18 protein-coding genes are annotated in these 18,316 nt (G+C 62.9%); 11 read left to right on the top strand and 7 right to left on the bottom strand.

Annotated elements, in window-relative coordinates; translation table 11 throughout:
• Positions 1-83: 83 nt before the first annotated feature.
• The 3 genes from BLW71_RS35940 to BLW71_RS35950 all read left to right on the top strand — a co-directional run bounded on the left by BLW71_RS35940 (position 84) and on the right by BLW71_RS35950 (position 2,363).
• Positions 84-344 carry a DUF1488 family protein gene (locus BLW71_RS35940; RefSeq protein WP_091808185.1) on the top strand — a complete coding sequence of 87 codons (261 nt, stop codon included), beginning with the start codon at positions 84-86 and terminating at the stop codon, positions 342-344.
• A gap of 354 nt (positions 345-698) precedes the next feature.
• Entirely contained in the window at positions 699-1,850 is a 1,152-nt protein-coding gene (locus BLW71_RS35945; RefSeq protein ID WP_091808187.1) for a porin, read from the top strand.
• A 204-nt stretch (positions 1,851-2,054) separates the two neighbouring features.
• On the top strand, positions 2,055-2,363 hold the full coding sequence (locus tag BLW71_RS35950) for a DUF4148 domain-containing protein (protein ID WP_091808189.1): 309 nt from the start codon (positions 2,055-2,057) through the stop codon (positions 2,361-2,363).
• 49 nt (positions 2,364-2,412) lie between these two features.
• On the opposite strand, the gene BLW71_RS41835 is transcribed toward BLW71_RS35950, so the two are convergent.
• Positions 2,413-2,583, bottom strand: coding sequence for a hypothetical protein (locus tag BLW71_RS41835; protein WP_177205168.1), 171 nt, complete (start codon positions 2,581-2,583; stop codon positions 2,413-2,415).
• Positions 2,584-2,814: 231 nt separating this feature from the next.
• Between BLW71_RS41835 and BLW71_RS35955 the strand changes: the two genes are divergently transcribed.
• The 3 genes from BLW71_RS35955 (at position 2,815) to BLW71_RS35965 (ending at position 5,567) form a co-directional block, all read left to right on the top strand.
• A complete protein-coding gene (locus tag BLW71_RS35955) occupies positions 2,815-3,450 on the top strand; it encodes a carbonic anhydrase (protein WP_091808191.1) in 636 nt (211 codons plus the stop codon).
• A 118-nt stretch (positions 3,451-3,568) separates the two neighbouring features.
• Positions 3,569-4,288 (top strand): carbonic anhydrase, encoded by a 720-nt coding sequence (locus BLW71_RS35960; protein WP_091808194.1) that lies wholly within the window; start codon positions 3,569-3,571, stop codon positions 4,286-4,288.
• A 163-nt stretch (positions 4,289-4,451) separates the two neighbouring features.
• Positions 4,452-5,567, top strand: coding sequence for an alkene reductase (locus BLW71_RS35965; RefSeq protein ID WP_091808196.1), 1,116 nt, complete (start codon positions 4,452-4,454; stop codon positions 5,565-5,567).
• Between the two features lie 40 nt (positions 5,568-5,607).
• Here the strand turns inward: BLW71_RS35965 and BLW71_RS35970 are convergent, their stop codons facing one another.
• Positions 5,608-6,189 (bottom strand): alpha-ketoglutarate-dependent dioxygenase AlkB family protein, encoded by a 582-nt coding sequence (locus BLW71_RS35970; protein ID WP_091808198.1) that lies wholly within the window; start codon positions 6,187-6,189, stop codon positions 5,608-5,610.
• Between the two features lie 233 nt (positions 6,190-6,422).
• Positions 6,423-8,756: a PA14 domain-containing protein gene (locus BLW71_RS35975; protein ID WP_286162201.1), complete on the bottom strand. Its 2,334-nt coding sequence runs from the start codon at positions 8,754-8,756 to the stop codon at positions 6,423-6,425.
• Between the two features lie 348 nt (positions 8,757-9,104).
• Between BLW71_RS35975 and BLW71_RS35980 the strand changes: the two genes are divergently transcribed.
• Together BLW71_RS35980 and BLW71_RS35985 are read left to right on the top strand one after the other, a co-directional pair.
• Positions 9,105-10,004 (top strand): DMT family transporter, encoded by a 900-nt coding sequence (locus BLW71_RS35980; RefSeq protein WP_091808200.1) that lies wholly within the window; start codon positions 9,105-9,107, stop codon positions 10,002-10,004.
• Positions 10,005-10,336: 332 nt separating this feature from the next.
• Positions 10,337-11,329 (top strand): DUF4148 domain-containing protein, encoded by a 993-nt coding sequence (locus BLW71_RS35985; RefSeq protein WP_091808202.1) that lies wholly within the window; start codon positions 10,337-10,339, stop codon positions 11,327-11,329.
• 71 nt (positions 11,330-11,400) lie between these two features.
• On the opposite strand, the gene surE is transcribed toward BLW71_RS35985, so the two are convergent.
• The 3 genes from surE to BLW71_RS36000 form a co-directional block, all read right to left on the bottom strand.
• The gene (gene surE / locus BLW71_RS35990) at positions 11,401-12,180 is read right to left on the bottom strand and encodes a 5'/3'-nucleotidase SurE (protein WP_091808204.1); all 780 of its coding nucleotides are present in this window, start codon (positions 12,178-12,180) and stop codon (positions 11,401-11,403) included.
• A gap of 148 nt (positions 12,181-12,328) precedes the next feature.
• The gene (locus tag BLW71_RS35995; protein WP_091808206.1) at positions 12,329-13,069 is read right to left on the bottom strand and encodes an LrgB family protein; all 741 of its coding nucleotides are present in this window, start codon (positions 13,067-13,069) and stop codon (positions 12,329-12,331) included.
• Positions 13,069-13,437: a CidA/LrgA family protein gene (locus BLW71_RS36000; protein ID WP_091809278.1), complete on the bottom strand. Its 369-nt coding sequence runs from the start codon at positions 13,435-13,437 to the stop codon at positions 13,069-13,071. Before BLW71_RS36000 ends, BLW71_RS35995 begins: the two co-directional genes overlap by 1 nt.
• A 187-nt stretch (positions 13,438-13,624) precedes the next feature.
• On the opposite strand from BLW71_RS36000, the gene BLW71_RS36005 reads away from it, so the two are divergent.
• Both BLW71_RS36005 and BLW71_RS36010 read left to right on the top strand, forming a co-directional pair.
• Positions 13,625-14,791 (top strand): epoxide hydrolase family protein, encoded by a 1,167-nt coding sequence (locus BLW71_RS36005; RefSeq protein ID WP_091808208.1) that lies wholly within the window; start codon positions 13,625-13,627, stop codon positions 14,789-14,791.
• 558 nt (positions 14,792-15,349) lie between these two features.
• Positions 15,350-16,324 (top strand): hypothetical protein, encoded by a 975-nt coding sequence (locus tag BLW71_RS36010; RefSeq protein WP_091809280.1) that lies wholly within the window; start codon positions 15,350-15,352, stop codon positions 16,322-16,324.
• Between the two features lie 49 nt (positions 16,325-16,373).
• Here the strand turns inward: BLW71_RS36010 and BLW71_RS36015 are convergent, their stop codons facing one another.
• Entirely contained in the window at positions 16,374-17,459 is a 1,086-nt protein-coding gene (locus BLW71_RS36015) for a TIGR03118 family protein (protein WP_091809282.1), read from the bottom strand.
• Positions 17,460-17,682: 223 nt separating this feature from the next.
• Here BLW71_RS36015 and BLW71_RS36020 point away from each other — a divergent pair, with 223 nt between their 5' ends.
• The gene (locus BLW71_RS36020; protein ID WP_091808211.1) at positions 17,683-18,297 is read left to right on the top strand and encodes an HAD family hydrolase; all 615 of its coding nucleotides are present in this window, start codon (positions 17,683-17,685) and stop codon (positions 18,295-18,297) included.
• The last annotated feature ends 19 nt before the right edge of the window (positions 18,298-18,316 follow it).

Raw genomic sequence — 18,316 nt, forward strand, 5'->3', positions numbered from 1 at the left:
AGCCTGGCGGCCCGGTAAAACCACGCCGCCTTGGCACAGCGTTTGCGCGATTGATGGTTTCTTTCGACACATGGAGGGTCATTATGAGGATCGAATTCACCGGACGCCGCGAAGTGGTGGCAGCGGCACGCGTCGCCTTCGAAGCCAATGTCGACGGGGCAGACGTCTGGTGCAGCGTGTCGCTGGATGCGCTGAACGACCATTTCGGCAACGACGGTCCGTCGGCCCACAACCTCGTCAATACCTTCGAGGCGAATCGCGCGCGGATTGAAAACGCTACACGGCGCGTGCTGGAGAAAAACGGCGGACAGTCCGTGGAACTCGAAACCGGCGACTTCAACTGAGGCCTTGCCGGCCAGGTGTCTGATTGACGGCGAGTCCGGTGCACAGGCCGGGCTCGCCAGCCAGATTGGCGGTAACCGTCTGGTCTCTGATCATCCATGCCATGGTTCAGCCAGCCGCGCACGGCTGTTGTTACCTTGCAACCCTTTCATTGCGCGCAACCCCCACCTGCGCGCGTCTTGAGCGTTCAAACACCCGTCCGGGCGCGGCGCGTCTCGATTGCTGCATTTAGATGACGGATTCTTAGAGATTTCGTAAAGGTCTGCTCCAGAGCGTGAACGTTCGTTTTGGCCGTTCGCGTTTCTATACTCGCGTCGCTGTTCAACATGACATTCCCGCTACGCAGGAGCATTGACGTGAAAAAGATTTCCGCCGCAGTCGCGGCATTCGTGGGCCTCGCCGCCACCGCCGCGCATGCGCAAAGTTCGGTCACGCTGTATGGCCTCATCGACGCCGGCGTGATGTACACCAACAACGTGAAGAAGGGCGGCTCGCAAGGTGCGCTGGTGCAGGCGACGAGCGGCAATATCAACGGCAGCCGCTTTGGCTTGCGCGGTGCCGAGGATCTCGGCGGCGGCCTGCAGGCGATCTTCGTGCTCGAAAACGGCTACAACGTGCAGAACGGCAAGCTCGGCCAGAACGGCCGCATGTTTGGGCGTCAGGCGTATGTCGGCCTGAGCAACAAGGAGTACGGCGCGGTCACGCTCGGCCGGCAGTACGACTCGCTGGTCGACTTCGTCGCGCCGCTCTCGGGCACGGCGGGCACCTTCGGCGATACCGGTTTCGCCCACCCGTTCGACAACGACAATCTGAACCACTCGGTACGGATGAGCAATGCCGTGAAGTACATGAGCGCCAACTATGCCGGCCTGAAGTTCGGCGGCCTGTACGCGTTTTCGAACAACACCGATTTCGCGATCAATCGTGCCTACAGCGCGGGCGTGAGTTATGCCAACGGCCCGTTCAAGGCTGCCGCGGGCTACTTGCAGATCAATGGTTCGAACTCGACCACCAACACGGGTGGCGCGGTCGATCTCGGCGAGTCCACGGCCAACGGCACGGGCGGCTTCCGGCTCGGCGCCGATGTGCAGCGTACGGCCGGCGCCGCGTTGAGCTACGGCTTCGGCCCGGTGACGGCCGGCTTTGTCTACACGCATAGCCAGTTCCAGAACACGGCGTCGTTCGGCGCGACGCATGGCTCGATGCGCTTCGACAACTACGAAGTGAACGGCAAGTACGCCGTCACCCCGGCGGTGACGCTGGGTGCGGCTTACACCTACACGGACGCGCACGTGGGCGGCACGTCGACCTACGGCTCCGATCCGAAATGGAATCAGGTGAACCTGCAGGCCGTCTATGCGCTGTCGACGCGCACCGACGTCTACGCCGAAGCGATGTACCAGCACGTCAGCGGCACGGGCTACACCGCGTTCATCAATACGGCCGGCGGCGCGTCTTCGACGGGCAACCAGGTCGTGGGCACCGTGGGCCTGCGCGCACGCTTCTGAGCGTGACGATTGCCCGGCCGCGTACCGCGTGATATCGCTCGATATCGCGCGCCGCGCGGCCGGCGATTTCTCCAGATTCAACAACAATCCCTTCGGTGGACGGCCGTTATTCTACGAGGATACGGCTCCTATATTGAGTTCAGCGCTTGCGCGGAGAGTGATTCGAAGCGCCGCTCATCATCAATTATCGGAGGTAGTTTCATCATGAAGTCCCTGATCAAGGCCGTCGTTATCGTTGCCTCGCTGGCCGCTTCGGCCGCGGTTTTTGCCCAATCGAATTCCGGCCTCACACGCGCACAGGTGCGCGCCGAACTGGTTCAGCTCGAACAGGTCGGCTATCACGTCGGCGACGGCGACGAAGCCCATTACCCCGACGCGATTCAGGCCGCGGAAGCCCGCGCCGCCGCGCGTAACGGTGGCAACAGCGGTTACGGCGGCAGCGTGGCGGGTGCGTCGCAAAGCGGCCGTCCGGCGGTATCCGCAACCGACTGGAACGCCATGTACAGCCGTTGATGCGACCGGCTCGATCCAGTCGTGCGGTGAGGCGCAACGAGGTTCGATATCACGGGCTGCGTTGCGCTGATGCGTTGTGCGGGTGTGTGACGATGCGCACGAGTCCGCCCGCCGATAGACGCATGAGCGCAACGCTGCGCGCGCCGGGTAGGGTTGGAAAGGACTCTTCCAGCGTGGCGTATATATCCGCTTCGGCGGCGCCGGTAAAGTAGTCATGCACGCACGGTTCCCGGTGTGCGAGCGAGAGAGTTTGCCCCGGCTGGAGACAGCTGGGGCTTTTTTATTTGGCGAGGCGGATGAAGGCAGGATGGCGGCGGCACATCGTTGCCGTTCGTGCATGGGTGGTCGACGAGTACCCGGCTGCGGTATAGTCGCGCGAATAGGCCGCCTGCAGTGATCTCGCCGCTCGTCGAGGGCGCTGCAGGCTTATTCTTCGAATTTGGAGAACACCGTGCAGGAAATCATCGAGGGTTTGATCCGCTTTCAACGCGAAGTCTTTCCGCAGCAGAGCGCCTTGTTCAAACGTTTGTCGGCGGCGCAAAGTCCCAGCGTGCTTTTCGTGACGTGCTCGGACAGCCGCGTCGTACCGGAACTGCTCACGCAGACAGAGCCCGGATCGCTTTTCGTGATCCGCAATGCGGGCAACATCGTGCCGTCTTATGGTCCGGAGCCGGGCGGCGTTTCGGCCACCGTCGAGTATGCGGTGGCCGTGCTGGGCGTTCGCGATATCGTGATTTGCGGCCACTCCAATTGCGGCGCGATGACGGCGATCTCCACCTGCACGAATCTGGACCATCTGCCGGCCGTGGCAAGCTGGCTGCGTCACGCGGATGCGGCCAAAGCCATCAACGCATCGCGCACCTATCATTCGGATGCGGAGTGCCTGGAGGCGTTGGTCAAAGACAACGTGATCGCACAGCTCGCGAACATTCGTACGCATCCTTCGGTGGCCGTCGGACTCGCGAACAAAAAGCTGAATCTGCACGGCTGGATCTTCGATATCAAAAGCGGTGTGATGCTCGCGCTCGACGGGCGCACCGGCGAGTTCTTGCCGCTGGTGGACAACCCGGACATCTACGCCGTGTAACTTGAAGTTTGAACCTGTGAGGCGCACGATGAGACGTTGCCCGTGCGCCACCAGGCTTTCACGATTCAGACCCATTCGGATGGTGCCGCTGCATTGCGCGTGACATAGGAGGCGAGCCATGTGCGAGCGTCATCTGTCTTCTCCTGCGCGGCGGAACTTGCTGCTGGCCGGTGCGTCGTCGATCGCGTTGGCAGGCTTGTCGCGACGCGATGCGAGGGCGGCGCAGCCGGCCGTCGGCAATGCACCGAATTCGATTCCACCTGCGCAAGCGCTCGACCGGCTCATGCAGGGCAACGCCCGCTACGCCGCGAATACCTCTTCAAACAAGGACTATTCCGCTGGCCGCGCGGCACGCGTCTCGGCGCAATATCCGATTGCCGCTATCGTCGGATGTGCGGACTCGCGTGTCGCGCCGGAGTTGGCTTTCGATCAGGGCCCGGGAGATCTGTTTGTGGTGCGCGTAGCGGGCAACTTCGTCAACGACGATATTCTCGCGAGCCTCGAGTACGGCGTCGAATTCCTCGGCGTGCCGCTCATCATGGTGCTTGGACACACGCAGTGTGGCGCGGTGGGCGCCACGGTAAAGGTGCTTCAGGAGGGCGCCCGACTGCCCGGCCACCTTCCGGAACTGGTCCGCGCAATCAGGCCGGCCGTGCGGATCGCGCAGGCGGAGCACGGCGCCGATCTCGTTGCGCAAACCACGATCGAGAACGTGAGGTTGAACACCAACCGGCTGACTGTGTCCAAACCGCTCATCGGGCCGTATGTGAAGAGCGGGAAGGTCAAGGTGGTCGGCGGCATTTACGATCTGGCAACAGGCAAGATCGCGCTGGTCTGACGCGCCGCGGTCCGCATCTTGCTGTCACTGCTCGCTCCGCTTGGCGATTTGCCTTCGTCTGGTTAGCCAATTGCGGCGCCAGATATTCCAAAGCCCGACGGGAAAGCCCGGCAAGAGTGCCAGGCGGCCTTGCCATGTTTTGCCTCTACTTCCAGGGAGTGCCATGTCCACTGATTCCGCGCGTATCGATAGTTACCTGTTCGAACCCGTCAAGCTGGGACCGCTGCAATTGCCCAATCGCATCGTGATGGCGCCGCTCACGCGCAGCCGCGCGAAAGAGGGCGATGTGCCGAGCGAACTCGCCATCGAGTACTACGCGCAACGCGCGTCGGCGGGGCTGATCATTGCGGAGGCGACGCAGATATCGCCGCAAGGCAAAGGCTATGTGTTCACGCCCGGCATCTATACCGACGCCCAGGTGCAGGCATGGAAGCGCATTACCGACGCGGTGCATGAGAAAGGCGGGCATATCTTCCTGCAACTGTGGCACGTGGGCCGCATTTCGCATCCGTCCTTGCAGCCGGGCAACGCGTTGCCGGTAGCGCCCTCGGCGATCAAGCCGGAAGGCCAGGCTTATACCGACGACGGCTTCGTGCCGCTCGTCACCCCTCGTGCGCTCGAAACGTCGGAAATAGCGGGCATCGTCGAGCAATATCGGGTCGCTGCGCAAAACGCGAAGGCCGCCGGTTTCGACGGCGTGGAAATTCACGCGGCAAACGGCTACCTGCTCGACCAGTTCCTGCGCGACAAGACCAACCGGCGTACCGACCAATACGGCGGCTCAATCGCAAATCGAGCGCGTTTCCTGCTCGAAGTGGCCGATGCGGTGACGGGCGTGTGGGGCGGCGAGCAGGTGGGCGTGCGGATTTCACCCCTCAGCAGTTTCGGCGATATTGCCGACAGCAATCCCGAGCCGCTTTTCAAACATGTCGTGCAGCAGCTCAATGCGCGCAAGCTGGTGTATCTGCACGTGATCGAGGGCGACACAGGCGGCTCGCGCGAAGTGCCCGGCGGCTTCGATCTGCAGGTTCTGCGCGAGGCGTTCGACGGCCTCTTCATGGCCAACAACGGCTACGACATGGAGCTCGCGCAACGAACGCTCAAGGCGAAGCGGGCGGACCTGATCGCCTTCGGGCGGCCGTTCATCTCCAATCCCGACCTGGTGGCCCGTCTCAAGAGCGGCGCACCGTTGAACGAGCCCGATCAAGGCACGCTGTATGGCGGCGGCGCCGAAGGGTATATCGACTACCCGACAATCGAGCAGGAGGCGCAACGCTGAGTGGATGAGCCGCGCTCGCCCTGCGCTCGCCCCTCGCCGGTTAGCCGGCGAAGCAGCGAAACGCGAGGCTAATGCGCGGGCCTGTCACGTCCGCGAGCTTGGGAATACCATGCTCATGCGTGAATTGCGACGCATAGCTCATGACGAGGCAACTGCCGGGCTCCAGTTCGATATGTGCGATCCGGCCGGAACCTGCCTTCGGGCGGATCGTCATGCGGCGGCTCGCGCCTAGCGAGACGATGGCGATCGGCTGGGCGGCCACGAGCTTGTCTGTCTTGTCGCTATGAAGCGCGACGCTGTCGCTGCCGTCGCGATAGAGGTTGAGTCCGACGCGATTGAACGGCGCACCCACGAGCGCGCGAACGGCCTCGAAGGCTTCGCCCAGCGGCGCGGGCAGATCACCGGCTTCGCGCGCGAAGGTGGCGAGCAGGCGGGGTACGGCGACCTGGCGGTCGTACATCATGCGCTGCTGGCTGAGCCAGCCGATGTTCTCCAGTGCTTCCTGGAACCACTGCTGCGCCGTGGCGGCGGGAATCGACTCCGGCAAATAGCGAATTCCGCCTTCCTCGTCATGAACGAGGGAGACAGGCTCGGGCGCGAACAGGGCTTGCTGGGACACCATGGTTCCGGGATTGGCGGGCAGCCGCCGCACGATCAGGAGGAGACGGGCGGTCAGGGCAAGTCATTATACTGTGTTTTTATACAGTATTTTGATCTGCCGCGGCCGCCCGGCTAAAACATGGCGGACTGCACCCGTTTTGCTGTCTTCAGCGCGCCAACCGGACACGCCGCTGCGCTGCACCGGCCGACCGGCGGTGTTTCATCCGCTGCCGGCCGGCTGAACCAGCACCTCTTTCAGTTCGACGTCACGAGCGAATCGGACGGCACGATCCGCAGTGCGCCAGGATTGCTCGCCGCCGGATTCGACCACAGCAGATGCATGCTCGCCGCTCCCGTGCCGTGCACGTACTCGACCTTGATCGACGCGCGCTGCTTCGCGGCGAGCCAGATCTTGCCTCTCACGGTCGATTGGGTCGCGGTCTTCTTGTCGATGATCTTCACGCCGTTGATCCACAGGCGCGCCACGTTGTCGCTGTCGATCGAGAACGTGTAGAGCCCGTCCTGCGCCGCCTGGATTGCCCCGGACCAACGCACCCCGTAGTTCGTGGCGTTGATGCCCGCGGAAGCGTCAGGCGAATCGGTGCCGCGCTCGGTGTTCAGGTCGAAGTCGATCAATGGCGTGATCGAGGTTTTGACAGGCGCGCTCGCGAAGGTCGGGTCGTTGTAGTAGCCGACCTGCAGCACCGGCAGCTTCACGTTGAAACCACCTGTCAACGCCTGAGTCTCCGAGGTCTGCCACGGATGGCCGTCCGGATAGATCGTTCCCTGGAAGGGTGTGGCCGGTTCGACCGTGGCGGGCGCGCCCGGCACCTGGCCCCAGTGGAAGCGCGTGTTGGTGCGGCCGATCATCAACTCCCACACGATAAAGCCCGTGCTGCCGCCGTAGTTCGAGACGATGCCGGGCATGGTTTGACCGGTGGTGCCAGCAAAGCCCCGTTGCAGCGTTTCGGAATTCAAGGCGCTGACATTGCTGCCGTTCACCGGACCCGTGTACGGGTTGCCGTACGGATGGAACGCGTAGAAGTCGGAGAAGTACGTGCCTTCGTCCTCCTGGACCTGTGGTGCGTTGATCGGCTGAGTAGCGCCTGCGTTCAGGATGGCGATGCGCGCGTCGTTCATCAGCACCGCGCGCGTTTCCTGCAATGCACCATTGCCGCTGCAACCCGGCTCGTTCATCGTTTCCCAGAAGATGATGCGTGGGTCATTGCGATGCGGCGCAACGAAGTCGCTGATGTAGCTCGCCAGACTCGCCTTATACGTGATGGCGGAGTTCGCCGCCGTCGGCTGGAAATACGCCTGTTCCACCGGCGTGCCGGGCGACTGAACCCATTGGCTGTTGTGCACGCCCCAGACCGGCGCCGGTTGCGGGCCGTATTGCGGCGTGGGGTTCCAGCAGTCGTCGTAGAAGATCGGCGAGACCTTGATGCCATGGCGCGCGGCGATTTTCAGCAGGTTCTCGAACTTGCTCAGGAACGCCACACGATCGTTTGCCCACACGAGATAGTGCAGGTAGACCGCAATCGTGTTCATGCCGTAGGTCTGCGCATACGTCAATTCGCGGTTGACGATCTCCGGATCGTAGTTCTGCCAGAAGTCGATTGCGTTCACCGCATTGGACGGCGTGTAGACCGCGCCGACCACCTTGGAGAAGTCGTAGCTCGGCGACTTCACCGTGGGGTACGTGCGGATCGTCATGTTGCTGAACGTCGCGCCGACGCCGAAACGTCGCAGCCCGAAGCTGCCCGACTGGAACACGGCGGGCAGGGCGTTGGTGGCGTCGTTCACGCTGATCACGCGCTGCTGGTCGAGGTCGACGGTGATGGCCGTGCCGCTCGTCGTGACCTTCAGATGGTGCGTGCTGCCGCCCACGATCGTACTGAGCGGATACGCGATGAAGTTGGTCCAGTTGTTGTTCTGACGGCCAACCACCAACGAATGTGTGCCCGTGTCGAGGCCGATGTAGTAGCCGGTCAGGCTGTCGGGACCGCCGGCTGTCGGATTCGTGGTGCGCACGATAAAGCCCGCGTTCGCGGCGCCGCTGCCGACCGGCGCGCTGACCGTCACGTCCGCTTCGTAAGACGCGGTGGCATAGGTGCTGGCGAGCGCCACTGTTTTGTCGCCCGCGCCAGTGCCGTTGGTGGGCGGCGCGGGGATGGTGATGGTGGAGTTGTTGGCGCCGGGGCCCCAGCCTTGCGTCGATCCCGGTGCGAGGTAGTTCGTGAAGTCGCCGAACGAGAGCGTGGTGGTCGAAACCGGCGCGGGCGGCGCCGGCGGCGTGTAGGGCGGAAGGTTGAGCGTGGGGTCGGCGATCACGAGCGGCGGGGTCGTTGTCTTCATGCCGACCGGAATGGCCTTCGCGGCCCTGAATTCGCTTTCGACGTTGGCCGTGTCGGCCAGCGCCGCGGCCGAGGCCGCGGAAGCGCCTGACGCGGCTGAGGCCGCTGTGGCCGCTGTGGCATCGATTGCCGTTGCCTGCTTGTCCGCCGAGGCCGTCGCGTTCGGCGGACCGTCGTTGCCACCGCAAGCGCCCAGCATGGCGAGCGCCGCAAGCACAAGGTAATTGCGCACCTGTATCTCCTGATGTCCCCGCTTAATTGATGGTCATAATTATTATTGAGTTTTGATAGAGTCAATAGCAGAGGCGTTGTTGGCCTCGTTGTCGCCTACGGATGCGGAAATCGATATGAATAATATTATTAATTACGCAGACCTGTATCAGTGCTTCCCCCGGATTGTTCGGCGGCGAAGATCGCGCTAAGCGAAGTCAGGAAGGGGGGTATGCGGATCGGGTCAATGTCATGCTCCGCGTCCATGCTGCGCCGGCCCGCAGGCATAATCCGTTTTCCAACGACGCGGGCCGCGCAGCCGGCACGCCAATCAGGCGGTGCGCTGCCGCGCGCATCGCAAGGACACTTTATGCCGCCCCTCACCGCTGTCCGAACGTCCGCCGTGCCGCTGCGCAGCGTGGCGCTGATCCTCGTGTCGATGTTCTGTTTCGCGCTGGTCGACGCGCTCGCCAAATCCGTCGCGCTCGCTTATCCGGCCAACGAAGTGACGTTCTTTCGCATGCTTTTCGGCCTCGTGCCCGCGGTGGCGGTGTGCCTGCACGGCAAACCAATCGTGGAGCGGGTTCGGCACATGGATGTGCGCGGGCAGACCATTCGCGCACTGACGCTGCTCGGCGCGTCGGGTCTGTTCTTCGCGGGTCTGCCCTATATGCCGCTTGGTGACGCGGTGGCGATCGTCTACTCGGAGACGTTGCTGGTGATCGTTCTCGCGCCATTGTTGCTGAAGGAAACGCTCAAACCGCGCGATGCGCTCGCCGCCACGGTCGGCTTTGTCGGCGTGCTGTTCGTGGTGCGCCCGGACGGCTCACATTCGAACTGGCTCGGTCCCGCGCTGCTGATCGCGAGCGCCTTTTTCGGCGCGCTATCGATCATTCAGATCAAGCGCATTCGCGCCACCGACGATTCGCGCACCACCGTGCTGTACTTCACGGCGATCGGCACGATCATCACCGGCGTCTCGCTGTTTTTCGCGTGGCGCACGCCTTCGCCGCAGGCGCTCGCGATCATGGCCTTGCTCGGCGGATTCGCCACGGCTGGGCAATTGCTGATGACCATGGCGTTCCGCCAGGCTGATGCCGGTGCGCTCGCGCCTTACAACTACACGAGCATCGTATGGGCGGCGCTGTTCGGCTATGTGGCGTGGGGCGAGACGATCGGCGCCATGTCTCTGTTCGGCATTGCGTTGATTGTCGGTAGCTCGATTGCCGTGGCGATGCGCGGCAAGCAGGGCGAGGGGCCGCTCGTGTAGGCAAGCGTCGAACTGCGTCGCCACACTCTAAACAGTTCATGATCATTTCAGAGTTCCAATAATCATCCTAAGAAAGCAGCGCAACCAGTCCTTTTAGGCCAACAAAATAGGCGCCATCGGACAATTCGACGTCCGAACCATATAAATAGAAAATGGACGCATCCAGTTCGCGCGCGCTTTCGTAGGTGCCTTATTCGGCCGGACCTTGCGGCCGCGAATTCGCGGTCGTCGCGGCGGCACTGCGTGCACGATCGCCGCTACCCTCTGATGATTTCGGGCGCATTTGCAAAACTCGCAACCGCGCACGCTCCACGACTGGAAGGGGGCATCCCATGCATAGCGAACCCAGGAAGATCGTTCTTACAGGACTCGTCGTCAGCGCTGTTGCAATCGCGGCATATGTCTCGCATGCGGCCAAACCGTGGCTGTCGACGGACGAATTCGACACGGCGCGCAATGAAGCGCCAGTTCATCAAACGCGCGGCGACACCACCAGTGGTGCGGTGATATCCGGACCGGCTGCTGCTCGCAGCGACGCAACGAGCGCGGCGAGCGCGACCGGCACCACCGCCACGAGCCTGCAGGCGGCGCGCGACAGTCTGCAACGCAACGATCTTGCCGGCGCGCAGGCGCAACTGGACGCGGCTCGTTCCGCACATCAGGACGATGCTCAGGTGCGCGCACTGCAAAGAGAAGTGCAGGCGCGTGCCGATAATGCGCAGCACGCAACGACGGTAGACCGTGTCGAGAAGACGCTGCAACCGGCTTCGAAGGCGGCACGAACGTCGTCGTCATCGATAAGACACGGCCGGTCGCGCGATATCCGAGTTGCCTCCCGCGAAGCAACCCATTACGCGTCGAATCATGTCAGGAGTCAGGCGGCGCTGGACAAACTGGTGGCAGGCCTCGACAGCCGTAGCGCGCCGAACGCGAGGGCGGTGGTCACCGGTGGACCGCCTGCGTTCGGCCAACCGTCGACTCCAGCTGCAGCGCTGAATGCGCCGCCGAGCTTGATCAGCGCGCCCGTTGCCGCGCCGGCACTATCTATCCAACCCGCGCCGCAAGCGCCGCTGGAGGTACCCACAGCACCAGCGCGCCCGCAAGCCGAACTGACGGCGCAAACCACGGTGCTGTCAACGCCGGTGGTCCAGTCCACGTCTGCGGGCAACGCGGTGCTGAAAACGGACGGCGGCCCGAAAACGCGTGCACAGGTGCGCGCGGAGATCGAGCGTGCCCGTGAGAACGGCAGCCTTCCCGCGTTTGGCAATCCCGATCCCGCGGGTCCAGGTGGAGTGCCGAGCATCACCGGCGCGTCACGTCCGTAAGATCAGGGAGACGGACGATTGGCGATGTGCTGACCCGCTGACCCGCTGACTATCGGCGATATATTGAAGGGCTAACTCAACGAAGCCGCGAGCCGCGCGAAGATGGGCTCGTCGGTGCGGTCGAAGGCGAGCGGCGTGACCGACACGCGTCCTGACGCCACCACGGCCGTTTCGCTGTCGGGATCGTTCGCTCGTGCGCCCCGTTGAAAGCGCAACCAGTGATAGGCCATGCCGCGTGGATCGACTTGCGGCAACACGTCGATATCTTCGACGAGCCCGACGCCCTGGCGGGTCGGCGTGAGTGGGCCGGCGTGGGCCGCGTCGACATCGGGGAAGTTGATGTTCAGGCAGGTGGGCGCGGCATGCTCGATAGCGAGCAACTGGCGGATCACGCCGGGCGCGAGCGCGCGAGCCGTGTCCCAGCGCACGTTGTCGCGGTTGCTGAAGGTCTGGCTCAGTGCGAACGACGGCAACCCCAGCAGCAGCCCCGTCATGGCGGCGCCGACAGTGCCCGAGAACATCGTTTCCACGCCAAGATTGCCGCCGCGATTGATGCCGGAAAGAATCAGCGTGGGCGGCGCGTCGCGCATCAGGTGGCGGACGCCCATCACGACGCAATCGCCGGGCGTGCCCACCACGCCGAAACGCCGCTCGCCCTGGCGGCTCACCCGCAGCGGTGAATGCAGGCTGATCGAATGCGACGTGCCGCTCTGATCGTGCTCGGGCGCGACCACCCAGACTTCGTGCGCAAGCTCGGCAGCGACCGCTTCGAGTACGGCGAGGCCGGGCGCGTCGATACCGTCGTCGTTCGTCAACAGCACGCGCGGCACTTTGGATTCATAGGCAGACATCGCAGCAAACTCCGTTCAGTCGGTGAGGGAAGCCGTCATTATCCAGCCAACGGCAGGTGCATGCCAGGAGGCGGCCGGCGAGCCTTGCAGCCAGTCGGCGGTTTCAGCATCATTTAACCGGCCAGTCAGCATTCAGTCGCTCAGCGACTCACCCAATCACCCACCGCGCCGCGAGCGGCATCAACACCGGCACCACGAACGCGGTGAACACGCCGTTGAGCCCCATGCCCAGGCCGGCGAACGCGCCCATTTCCTCGCTCACCTGAAAAGCGCGCGCCGTGCCGATGCCATGCGACGCGATACCCAGCGCGAAACCACGCACCTCGGGTTCCGCGATACGCAGGGCGTTGAGAATGGCGCGCGCGAACACGGCGCCGAATACGCCCGTCGAAATGACGAGCACGGCCGTCAACGAGGGAATGCCGCCGATCTCGGAAGCGACCGCCATCGCGATCGGCGTGGTCGCCGATTTCGGCGCAAGCGACGCAATCGTTTGATGCGACGCACCGAACAGCGCAGCCACGCCGACCGCCGAAACGATGGCCGTCAATGACCCGGCGACGAGCCCGCCGATCAGCGGCAATGCGGAGCGGCGCAGTTTCGGCCACTGCCGGTAGAGTGGCAGCGCGAGCGCCACCGTCGCGGGACCGAGCAGGAAGTGGACGAATTGCGCGCCTTCAAAGTAGGTCGCGTAGGGCGTGCGCGTCACTTCGAGCAGCGCGACCAGCAGCGCCACCGCGATCAGCACGGGATTGGCAAGCGGATTGAAGCGCGCCTTCGCATAGATGGCCTGGGCGATGAGGTAGGCGATCAGCGTGATCGTCAGCCCGAGCAAGGGAGTCGCGGCGAGATAGACCCAGATGGCGCCGAGCTTCGGAATGGCGGTCATTACACGGCCTCCGTAACGGATGGATCGCGGCGCTGGCGGCGCATCAGCGCGCGCGTGACGAGTGCAGCCACGGCAATGGCGAGAGACGTGCTGATGGCAATGGAGACGATCACCGCGACGGCGTCGCCACGAATCCGGCTCGCCGACACCATGATGCCGACGCCCGCCGGAACGAACAGTAAGGACAGATGGCGCAGTAATTCGAGCGCGGTCGGCTCGATCGCATCGGCGGATTGCGGGCGCAGCATCAGGAAGCCGAATAACAGCAGCATGCCGATCACGGGCCCGGGCACCGGTATGTGGAACACATACGAAACACCTTCGCCGAGGCACTGGAAGGTGAGCAGAACAGCGAGCGCTCCAAGCATGGCAGTCTCCAGGACGCAAAACAGAAAATGCGCCATTGTGTACCATGCAGTTTGCCCTGTGCTCGCTCGATGACTCAATGCCGTGACTCAGCCGGCTAACTCAGCCTCCTCATTGAACGGCGTGTGCGAAGTTCGTTGTCGAGTCAGGCGAGCACGCTAACCTTGCCGCTGCGCCGGACGACTTGCCATGCAGATAGAACCGTTTCAGATTGCCATTGCGGATCATGACGTCGATGATCTTCGTCAGCGTATTCGCGCGACCCGCTGGGCGCCGGCAACGCCGTCGCCAGCCTGGCAGCAGGGCATCGACGCGACGTGGCTGCGCGAACTGGCCGCGTATTGGGGCGGGCATTTCGATTGGCGCGCGGCCGAGCGCGGCTTGAATCGGCAGCCTCAATTTTTCGCCAATGTGCAGGGTCAGCGCGTGCATTTCGTGCACCGGCGTGGCGTGGGTCCCGCGCCTTATCCACTGGTGATCACGCATGGCTGGCCGGGATCATTCATGGAGTTCCATGCGCTGCTCGACCGCTTGTGCGACCCGGCCGCGTTCGGGGGCGATTACGCCGACGCTTTCGATGTCGTCGTGCCTTCGCTGCCCGGCTTCACGTTCTCGCAGGCGCCCGCTCAGCCTGGCATGTCCGCGTTCCAGGTGGCGGACGTGTGGGCGTCGCTGATGCACGGCCTCGGTTACGAGCGCTTCGGCGCGCAAGGCGGCGATCTGGGCGCCGGCGTGTCGATCGCGCTTGCCGCGCGGCATCCGCGAATCGTGGACGGCATTCATCTCAACTTCCTGCCGAGTTCGTATGAGCCGGCCATCGGCGCGGCGCAGATGCCGCTCACGGCGGCAGAGGAAAGATTCTTGCGGGAGAAGAACGAATGGGCCGCGCTCGAAGGCGGTTATGCCCACATGCACACCACCAAACCACAGACGCTGGCAGCCTCGCTCAATGATTCGCCTGTGGGACTGGCGGCATGGATCGCCGAGAAGTTTCGCGCATGGAGCGATTGCGAAGGCGACGTCGAGAGTGTGTTTTCGAAGGACGAACTGCTCACTAACATCTCGCTCTACTGGCACACCCAATGTATCGGCACGGCGATTCAGATGTACTGGGAAAACCGTCTGCAGCCGATGCGCTTCGCCGAAGGACAACGTGTTGTGCCGCCGGTCGGCTTTGCGCATTTTCCGAAGGAGATCAATCATCCACCGCGCAGTTGGCTCGAAAGAACTTTCAATGTCGTGCAATGGACCGACATGCCGGCGGGCGGGCACTTCGCAGCGATGGAGAAACCCGATTTGCTTGCCGCCGACATTCGCCAGTTCTTCAGGCCGCTGCGGCAGCCGCAACATCGCTAGGTTGATTGCGACTGCGCTGGCGCCGCAAAGCGGTGTTTGTCTAGACAACACATTGCTGCCGAGCTATTGAGGCGCCTGTTTTCTTTTTCGATAAAACGCGAAGCGGAGGCGGGCACGCCGGAATCAGGCAATCATCGGACTTTAGCCTCGCAAGCGGCCCGCGGCGGCAATCCGAAAAAACGCGTGTGCGGGTTGCTAACAAGTAAGTTATTCGCGGACGCTCAATCATGCATCTGCAATTATTGCGAGAAGCCCATGGTCCATGTGGACCTCGGCGGCTCACGCGTCGCGTCTCTCTGCTTTTTGGCGGAAAGGCAATGCAAGGACGTGAAACGATAGTTCAAACGTGATATCTGCGCCCCGGCTCATCCGACTCCATCGCCGCAGATCAACGTACCCGGTTCGAATATGACGCCGAGATGGCACGAATCGCGGTTTCCGATACTGCACACCTTGCGGGGCTGTTACACCTCAAGGCAAGAACATGTAGATCATCTTCGGACAGCAACGGCGGGGCGCCAGAAGGCGATCTGTCGCTCGCGCATGGTGAGGAACAATGTGAATCTTTTTCCTTGCACTCTCGTTTATGTGGATGTCGATGCGGAGCCGGGCCCCAACGCGACGAATCGCGATCCGCTCTCGTACGTAAGCCAGGCGATCTGCCTGAATAACAGCTTACGGCGCGTGGGCATGCCGACCCTGACCATCATGACGAACGCGCCGGCGCTCGTCGCGCGCCGTCTGGAAAGTATGCCGGCGGCGAACCGGCCGGCAGTAGCGACACTTACGGCGACGATCGATCTGCCGAAGAACACGCCGTTCTACGCCGCGCATTTCAAACTCGATCTGATGGATCAGGTCGCGGCGACTTTGCCCGCCGACACGATGATGCTATTGCTCGACGCCGACATGGTGGCCCTGCTGCCGCTCGCGCCCGACCTGATCGAGCGATGCGCGCAAGCCGGCCTCGGCGTATTCGACATTTCGGATCAGGTCTTTCCGGCCTACGGCAGCGAGCGTGTGGTCGCGGATCTGGAAATCGTCGCTGACCGGCGGCTCAAAAATCCTCGCTGGTATGGCGGCGAGTTCATGCTTGCGACGCCGGCTTCGCTGCGCCGGCTCGTGCCGCGTGCGCGAGCCAGTTACGCGCGCTACCTAAGCGAAAGCGCGCGCCTGAGGCATCACGGCGACGAAGCGTTCATCTCGGCCGCGCTCAATGCGCTGGGCGACGAAGGGCAGGTGCTGATCGAGGTCGGCGCATATCAGGCGGTAGGTCGTCATTGGCCAGGCAACAACTATCGAGACGTCCGGTGGTTTCGCTGCTGCTCGTTCGTCCATTTGCCGGGTGGCAAGGCGTTGCTCGAAAAGGAAGCGCGTTTTGACGATTTCGTGCCGGACCGTTTCTGGCGCCACATGCGCGTCGCGCATGTGCGTGGCCGCGTGCGCCACGCCCTGAAGCGGATCGCGAGGATGCTGAGCGTAGGGCGGCTCGCGTCGTTGTCCGCGTATGCATTGCGCAGCGTGAAGAGCTAGCCGCGTCGCTTACCCATGCGCCGCGGCGAGCGCTCCCACGCGCCGCTCGTCACATTTTCACGTCGATGCGTCCATAAACCCCGTTCGCTTCGTCATTCGGACCGGCCGCGAAAAACAGCGTATTGACCGGCTGATTGCTGAGCCCGTTACCGAACGCGATGCCCCACAGACCGTGCTGGACGAACGCGCTTCCGTCAGGCAGATTGATCGCGCCAAGCGATTGCCCGCTGACCGGATCGAAGGCATTGATCGTGCCGTCGCCGAAGTTCCCAACCAGCACGTCGCCGCTAAACCGTCCAAAATTGGCCGGCGCCTGTGTGATTCCCCACGGCGCATTCAGCGCGCCCGCCGAAGCAAAACGCTGCAGCAGGTTGCCTGCCGTATCGAAGATATCGACGAAACCGAGGCCGGCGCCGTCGAGGTTGTCGTGCGCCTCTGCGTCCTGCTTGGCGTAGGTCACGAAGAGCTTCGCGCCGATTGCCTGAATACCGAACGGCGCAAAGCCTGCCGGTATCGACGCATCCTGAAACTTGCCCGACGTTGCAACCTTCGTGAAGCTTCTGTCGAATACGTCGATTCTGTTGTTGTGAAAGTCGGTGGCGTAGAGAAAGTTGGCGCCTCCGTTGCTTGCCATCGCGAGGCCTTTGTAGACCGCGCCGCTGCTGCCGCTGTCGAACACGACGAATGCGGCGGTCGGGGCGACCGTCGGAGCCCACGCCGTAATCGTACCGCCTTCGCCGGCAAAGATGAATGCGCCCACGCCGGACTTGCCGCCTTGCGTCACGACGAAGTCCGTCGTGCCATTGAAGACAATGCCGGTCGGATTCGCCGGACCGTTCGTTCCATTCGGAATGCTGACGACTAGAGACTGTGGCGTGCCGTTGCCATCGTAAAGCGTCGCGCGCGAGGTGGCGTTGTCCGCGACCCAGACGAAACCCTTCGGATTGAACGCAACGCCCCACGCGTTTTTCAGGTTAGGGTCGGTATGCGCTGCCGCGACTGCGCCGTCCGATACGAGCGCTGTCGATGTATACGACTGCATACTGACCGAGTTGGAACCGCCGCATGCCGCGACGAAACTCACCAACGCCGCGCCGCCCACGGCGACGCCCAATGCCTTAAGCACAGATTTCATGGCCACACCTCTCTGTTCTGACCGATGGTCATTGCGCTTATTGAACGCGCGGTGTTGCAGCTTTATTCCTGTGGCGGAAAAGTTTTTTTCGGTTTGTCCCGGCAAGAGTTCGTTGCAGGCATTGGCGGTTTTGTCGAGGCACAATGGAAAGAGGCGACCGTTCGGCGTCATCGCGCCAGGTGGTCTCTCCGTTCCTGAAACGTTTCGACGTGAGGCCGATAGCATGACCGCATCCATCACGCTGGTTCTGTTCGACATGGAAGGTGTTCTGTCCCATTACGACCGTGACGTGCGGGCTGAACATCTGGCGGCGTGCGTGGGGTGTACGCCGCAAGCCGTGCGTCACGCGATCTGGGGTTCTGGTCTCGAAGCGCGTGCGGACGCTGGCGAGATCAGCGATGACGAGTATTTGCGCGAGTTAGGCATTCTGTTGAATCACCCGATCAGCCGCGACGACTGGCTTGCTGCCCGTCACGCGTCGATTACGCCGAACGAGGACGCGCTCGCGCTGGCCGCGAAAGTTGCCGAACGCAGTCGCATCGCGGTGCTGACGAACAATTGCCGGTTGTTGACCGATAACATTGGGTATCTCAATCCGCCGGTGGCGCGGCTGTTCGGCTCGCATGTCTATTCATCGGCGCTGTACGGTGCCGCGAAACCCGCACCGCAGACCTATTTGCGTTGCGTCGATCAGCTTGGCGTAGCACCGGCTGAAACGCTGTTCGTCGATGACACGGACGCCAACGTGAACGGCGCGATCGATGCGGGACTGCAGGGCCACAGGTTTGTCGGTGTCGACGCTCTGTCGCACGAGTTGCAAGCTCGCGGATTGATCTAGCCAAAACGACCTTGACTCC

Source organism: Burkholderia sp. WP9 (assembly GCF_900104795.1).
Taxonomy (GTDB): domain Bacteria; phylum Pseudomonadota; class Gammaproteobacteria; order Burkholderiales; family Burkholderiaceae; genus Paraburkholderia.

Bases quoted from the DNA above. Each gene is read 5' to 3' on its own strand.
- BLW71_RS35950 (WP_091808189.1), top strand. From the start codon at position 2,055: ATGAAGTCCCTGATCAAGGCCGTCGTTATCGTTGCCTCGCTGGCCGCT.
- BLW71_RS35970 (WP_091808198.1), bottom strand. From the start codon at position 6,189: ATGGTGTCCCAGCAAGCCCTGTTCGCGCCCGAGCCTGTCTCCCTCGTT.
- BLW71_RS35940 (WP_091808185.1), top strand. From the start codon at position 84: ATGAGGATCGAATTCACCGGACGCCGCGAAGTGGTGGCAGCGGCACGC.
- BLW71_RS36015 (WP_091809282.1), bottom strand. From the start codon at position 17,459: ATGAAATCTGTGCTTAAGGCATTGGGCGTCGCCGTGGGCGGCGCGGCG.
- BLW71_RS36005 (WP_091808208.1), top strand. From the start codon at position 13,625: ATGCAGATAGAACCGTTTCAGATTGCCATTGCGGATCATGACGTCGAT.
- BLW71_RS35980 (WP_091808200.1), top strand. From the start codon at position 9,105: ATGCCGCCCCTCACCGCTGTCCGAACGTCCGCCGTGCCGCTGCGCAGC.
- BLW71_RS35995 (WP_091808206.1), bottom strand. From the start codon at position 13,069: ATGACCGCCATTCCGAAGCTCGGCGCCATCTGGGTCTATCTCGCCGCG.
- BLW71_RS35960 (WP_091808194.1), top strand. From the start codon at position 3,569: ATGTGCGAGCGTCATCTGTCTTCTCCTGCGCGGCGGAACTTGCTGCTG.
- surE (WP_091808204.1), bottom strand. From the start codon at position 12,180: ATGTCTGCCTATGAATCCAAAGTGCCGCGCGTGCTGTTGACGAACGAC.
- BLW71_RS36020 (WP_091808211.1), top strand. From the start codon at position 17,683: ATGACCGCATCCATCACGCTGGTTCTGTTCGACATGGAAGGTGTTCTG.
- BLW71_RS35985 (WP_091808202.1), top strand. From the start codon at position 10,337: ATGCATAGCGAACCCAGGAAGATCGTTCTTACAGGACTCGTCGTCAGC.
- BLW71_RS35965 (WP_091808196.1), top strand. From the start codon at position 4,452: ATGTCCACTGATTCCGCGCGTATCGATAGTTACCTGTTCGAACCCGTC.
- BLW71_RS36000 (WP_091809278.1), bottom strand. From the start codon at position 13,437: ATGCTTGGAGCGCTCGCTGTTCTGCTCACCTTCCAGTGCCTCGGCGAA.